Annotated in this window: 3 protein-coding genes; all 3 read left to right on the forward strand. The window is 39.3% G+C overall.

Going from position 1 to position 5,307, the window contains the following annotated elements; all coding sequences use genetic code 11:
* Positions 1–1,277 (forward strand): hypothetical protein (locus tag AC33VI_RS13220; protein ID WP_491782735.1); only part of this gene is annotated, 1,277 nt, incomplete at its 5' end.
* A 74-nt stretch (positions 1,278–1,351) separates the two neighbouring features.
* Positions 1,352–2,587 (forward strand): RICIN domain-containing protein, encoded by a 1,236-nt coding sequence (locus AC33VI_RS13225; RefSeq protein WP_491782736.1) that lies wholly within the window; start codon positions 1,352–1,354, stop codon positions 2,585–2,587.
* A gap of 675 nt (positions 2,588–3,262) precedes the next feature.
* The coding region (locus AC33VI_RS13230) for a bifunctional serine/threonine-protein kinase/ABC transporter substrate-binding protein (protein ID WP_491782737.1) at positions 3,263–5,307 on the forward strand (2,045 nt) is incomplete at its 3' end.

Below are 5,307 nucleotides of genomic sequence, written 5' to 3' on the forward strand. Positions count from 1 at the left end.
ATTTAGAAAGTCACGGTATCGAACTCAATCCCGAAACCGATGAATGGGAGCGAGTAGTTTTAACAATTCCCCCTAGCAGTCGGGAACAGCTTTGGGAAGAATTTAAAATATCGATTATGTGGATTCCTATTTTGCCCGATGTCGTTTCTTTAATTGATAACTCGATTAAATGCGATGGCGGAGAAGAAGGCGCTTGTTTAGATGTAGGCATTGATGTGGCTTTTTTAGCGATCGAAGTTATTCCTATTACTAAAATTGTTAAAGCCCCAGCTAAAGCAATAGTAGGAGTTTTTCGGAGTATTGGCGAATTAACTAAAAAACTTCCCCTCAGTAAAATTATTGACAGTTTGAAAAAAAGGGATATGGGAGCTATCGGGGATTGGTTTAAACGCCATCCCGATCGCTTGAAAAAAATTGGCGAAAATGTTCGCCGAAACGATTTTGCTCTAATGTTTCCCTGTCTGTATTCTTCTAAGTCAACTTTACAGGTTAATTCTTTAGCTAGTGGAGAACTAAGTACGCCTACTTCAATAATTAATTCAAGTAGTCCTTTTTCCACCACTACCATTAGTATCGCCTTAGCTCCAGATTTAAGTTTAGATTTAAAGGACTTTATTGATGGTCAATATAACCAAATACAAGCCAATAAATACAATGAATTTATTGGAGAATTGCGAAGATTATTTATCGAAAATCGCGATCGCCCACCCACAGAACCACTTTTTTATTATATAGAAATAAAAAGCAATTATAAAGATGCGATCGCTGCCATTAGAAAAAGCGATCTTTACCTAGTTGGGGCTGGGCCAAATATGCAGGATATAGATATTTTAGAAGAAGGATTAGATTTCATTAACGAAAATCGTAACTTTAATAGTGAAAGTCTTAAAACAGGTCTTGAAGAACTGCACAAGAAAAAACTTCAAAAGCTAAAAAACAAGAGATACGTTATTGGTGATGGCGTGCGTCTGTTTGCTAACTTCATTAGTGAAGCAGTCAGATTTGGCATCATGCGAGAAAGTTTTGCTCGATATTTAGAAGATGGAAGAGTCGGGAATAGAACCACTCTAAATATCAATAGTTATCTAGATTTCGTTCAGGATTGGAAAGATTTATATAGGGCAATCAATAATGCCAACCCAGATGAATCAAATATAGAGAAAAAATTAGTTGGTATCGGCGATGAAAAAACAGAATACAAAGGTGATGGAAGAAAATATGAAACCTATTGTAGGTGTGAAAAAAGTAGTGGCAAATTTAAAAGTATAACTCCTTAGAGTTGTTTACTTTTTTAGTTTGAATCAAGCAACTAATAGTTTCAAATATCACATAAACTCAGAGGAGAAAAACTATGTGTAACCATACTTCCGAAACCATCAAAATTTGTACTCCCATGCCCCTCGATTTATCTGAGGAAGCCTACAGAATAGCCGTAGATGAAAATCCTAACAATCTCATTCCCGATTTCGATCCTGCTATGCTATCTGCCAAACAAGATCGCAAAATTAGACTTGCCTTGGTTAGTAAAAAGAAATGGCAACCAGGTCGAACTTTGCGGATACGCTTTTTAGATGGCGATCCCGTAGTACAAAGAAAAATAGTAGCCTACGCCCAACAGTGGACTGAATTTGCCAACATTAAATTAGACTTTGGTTCAGATCCTAATGCTGAAATCCGTATCTCCTTTAGAGACTCAGGTTCTTGGTCTGCTCTTGGAATCGATGCTCTATCGGAAAGATATAAGGGAGGTAAGGCAACTATGAATTATGGCTGGCTAGATCGCGATTCTTCTGAAGCAGAATACTCTAGGGTGGTGCTTCATGAGTTCGGTCATGCTTTAGGTTGCATTCACGAACATCAACATCCAGAAGCCGATATTCCTTGGGATAGAGAAGCCGTTTACCGCCATTACCAGCGCACTCAAGGTTGGAGTCGGGATGACGTAGATCGTAATGTTTTAAATAAATACGATCGCGATAGTACCCAATTCTCTAGGTTCGATACCACCTCAATCATGATTTATGCCATTCCTAATAGCTTGACTAAAGGAGATTATGAAGTAGGCTGGAATCGATACCTCTCAGAAACAGACAAAAATTTTATCAGACAAGCCTATCCTTCAACTGAGAGGTTAAATGGCGTTTATCAAATTAAATCTAAATACAGTGGTAAATGTTTAGATTTGAATTTAGCTGAAGGAGAAAACACTGTTAATGGTACTAACGTTCACCAGTGGGATTGTCACGGTAGCGACAACCAAAAATGGCTCGTAACTCCTTTAGAGGATAGTAGTTACAAAATCCAATCTAAATATAGCGGTAAATGTTTAGATTTGAGTTTGCCTGGTAGTCCAGAGACAGTTAACGGTACGAATATTCACCAGTGGGATTGCCACGATGGCGACAACCAAAAATGGCTCGTAACTCTTTTAGATGATGGTGGTTATCAAATCAAATCCCAGCATAGCCGTAAATGTTTAGACCTTAATTTAGCTAATGGCGAAAATACAGCTAATGGTACGAATATTCAGCAATGGGATTATCACGGTGGCGATAATCAGCGATGGATTCTTATTCCTAGTACTTAAAAATCTCTAAACAATACAAACTTGCTATAGTTGTTGCTCTACTGTAGTACTACGGATTTGGATTAAAAAATAATAACTCTGTAAATTTAGGCTCTTTACTAGCGATCGCACCTCAGATATCTAAACTAAAGTAATAGGAATATATGCTCACAAGAATAACCAAAGTTGCAGAGGGAGTTATCTCTTTGGTCTGGAGTTAATTGGGGACATTCTGTAGATGTTTATCAAAGGGAAAACTCATAAGATTTAAACCAAGTTGATCGCAATATCATTTCATTTATCAAGCTGTTCAATGTTCAATGTTCAATGTTCAAACACCTGAACTTTTCCCCTGGTATTAAACAAAATTTATTTACAGAATTAATGCCATAACAAGATCGATCGCTATTGCCTTATTTTCTTACTCTTTTACCAATTATGATGATACTCTCTACAGATTTACAATTAAACGTTCGACAAAGAAAACTGTTGTCTATTGCTATTAGTACAACTAACAATCATTTCTATAAAAGCTCTACTCAATATATATGTAGCTCAAATCAAAGCAAATTTTCTCTATTGCCTAGATTGAAACAAATTGCTTAGAAAATAGCAACGAGAATTAAAACCAAAAATTCCCTACTTTATCCCTTTTGAAATTTACTTTACAAACAACTTCGCTAATACGACTGGGACATGAGAGACATCGATCTGACATTTTATCGAGAAACCTTACTTAATACGGGAGATATCTTGCGATCGCGCTACCGTATTGTCCGTCAATTAGGTCATGGTGGTTTTAGTCGTACTTATCTGGCAGAAGACACCAATCGTTTTGACGAACTGTGCGTACTAAAGGAGTTTGCCCCCCAGTTAAAGGGTACGTTTGCTTTGGAGAAAGCCCAAGAGTTATTTGAACGGGAAGCAGGAGTTTTGTACCGCTTGCAGCATCCCCAGATTCCGCAGTTTCGCCAGCTATTTCGCCACAAGAAGGCAGATCGGGATTTATTGTTTTTAGTGCAAGACTATATTGAAGGGGAAAACTACCATGTCTTATTAAATCAGCGTTTGACAGAGGAACGTAAGTTTAGCGAAGAGGAAGTAAAACAGCTATTAGTAAGAGTTTTGCCGATCTTAGAATATATTCATTCAATGGGAGTGATTCACCGCGATATTTCCCCCGATAACTTAATTTTACGAGAGTCAGACGAACTACCAGCCTTGATTGACTTTGGCTGTATTAAAGAAGTCGAGTTAAAAACTCAGCAGGAATTAAAAACAGATAACACCCCTATTTCTCTGACAGGTACGGCATTAGGTAAGACTGGTTATGCCCCACCAGAACAGGTAGAACGAGGTATTGTCTATGCCCACAGCGATCTTTATGCCTTGGCTGCGACGGCGGTAGTGTTACTAACGGGGAAAGAACCCCTACAGTTAATCGATCGCCACGACTATCGTTGGCATTGGCGATCGCAGGTTAGTATCAATCCCAAGCTGGAATGGATCTTGAGTACTATGTTATCTCCCCATCCAGGCGATCGCTTTGGTAGTGCTGCGGAGGTGTTAAAAACCCTTGAAGATATTGCCGTCATTACTAAGTTTTCTACTGGTGTTAGGGATTTAAAACAATTACCCGCTAAATCGAAGCAAGAGAAGGTAATCAATTGGAGTTCTAAGTCTCTATTTTTAGTTCCCTTTACGGCGATCTTAATTTTGGGAGGATATTTATGTCTGAAGGTAGCAAATATAAAAACTAGTAAACCCCTAGTAAACAATTCCGTTAAGGTAGACAGCCAGCTAGAAACTAGATTTAGCCTCGGTGAAAAGATTTTAATTCCTCAAACTACTACTCCCGCAAAGGAGATGGGAGTGGCAGCCATAAGTAGAGGTGAGTATCAAAATGCGGTAGATTTATTTTCCACTTCTTTAAACACCGATCCTAACGATCCCGAAGCTTTAATCTATCTCAATAACGCCCGTATCGGTAAGGAAAAATCCTATAGCATTGCCGTATCTATTCCCATCGGTAGCGATGCCAATGCAGCTAAAGAAATTCTACGCGGAGTGGCACAGGCACAAAATAGTATTAATGAAGCGGGAGGAATTAATAATATTCCCTTGCAGGTAGGAATTATCAACGACGACAACGATCCTGAAACCGCCAGACAAGTGGCACAAAACCTCGGCAAAGACAAAAACGTCTTAGGGGTAGTGGGACATTACGCCAGCGATGTCACTTTAGCCACCGCACCCGTTTACGATGCCAACAAACTAGTAACCATTTCCCCTATTAGTACTTCTATAGAATTGAGCGATCGCAGCCCCTATGTCTTTCGTACCGTACCTAGTGATTATCTGGCTGCTAGGGGATTAGCGGACTATATGCTGTCGAGTTTACAGCAACAAAAGGTAGCTGTTTTCTATAACTCCGAAAGTAACTACAGCCAATCATTGCGCTCGGAATTTACCGCAGCAGTTCATTTGGGAGGCGGTGAAGTAGTCAGCAGTTTCGATCTGGCAGATCCTAATTTTAGTGCCAAAGATGCGTTCGAGGAAGCAACAGCCAAAGGCGCACAAACCCTGATGCTGGCTTCTAGTACTAGTACTCTCGATCGAGCTTTACAGGTAGTCCAAGTCAACCGTCAACGTCTCAGCATTTTGGGGGGCGATGATGTCTATACCCCTAAAACCTTACAAATAGCAGGAGAAGCGGGAAAAAACATGGTTATTGCTATTCC

Source organism: Waterburya sp., from assembly GCF_058530065.1.

Bases quoted from the DNA above. Each gene is read 5' to 3' on its own strand.
- AC33VI_RS13225 (WP_491782736.1), top strand. From the start codon at position 1,352: ATGTGTAACCATACTTCCGAAACCATCAAAATTTGTACTCCCATGCCC.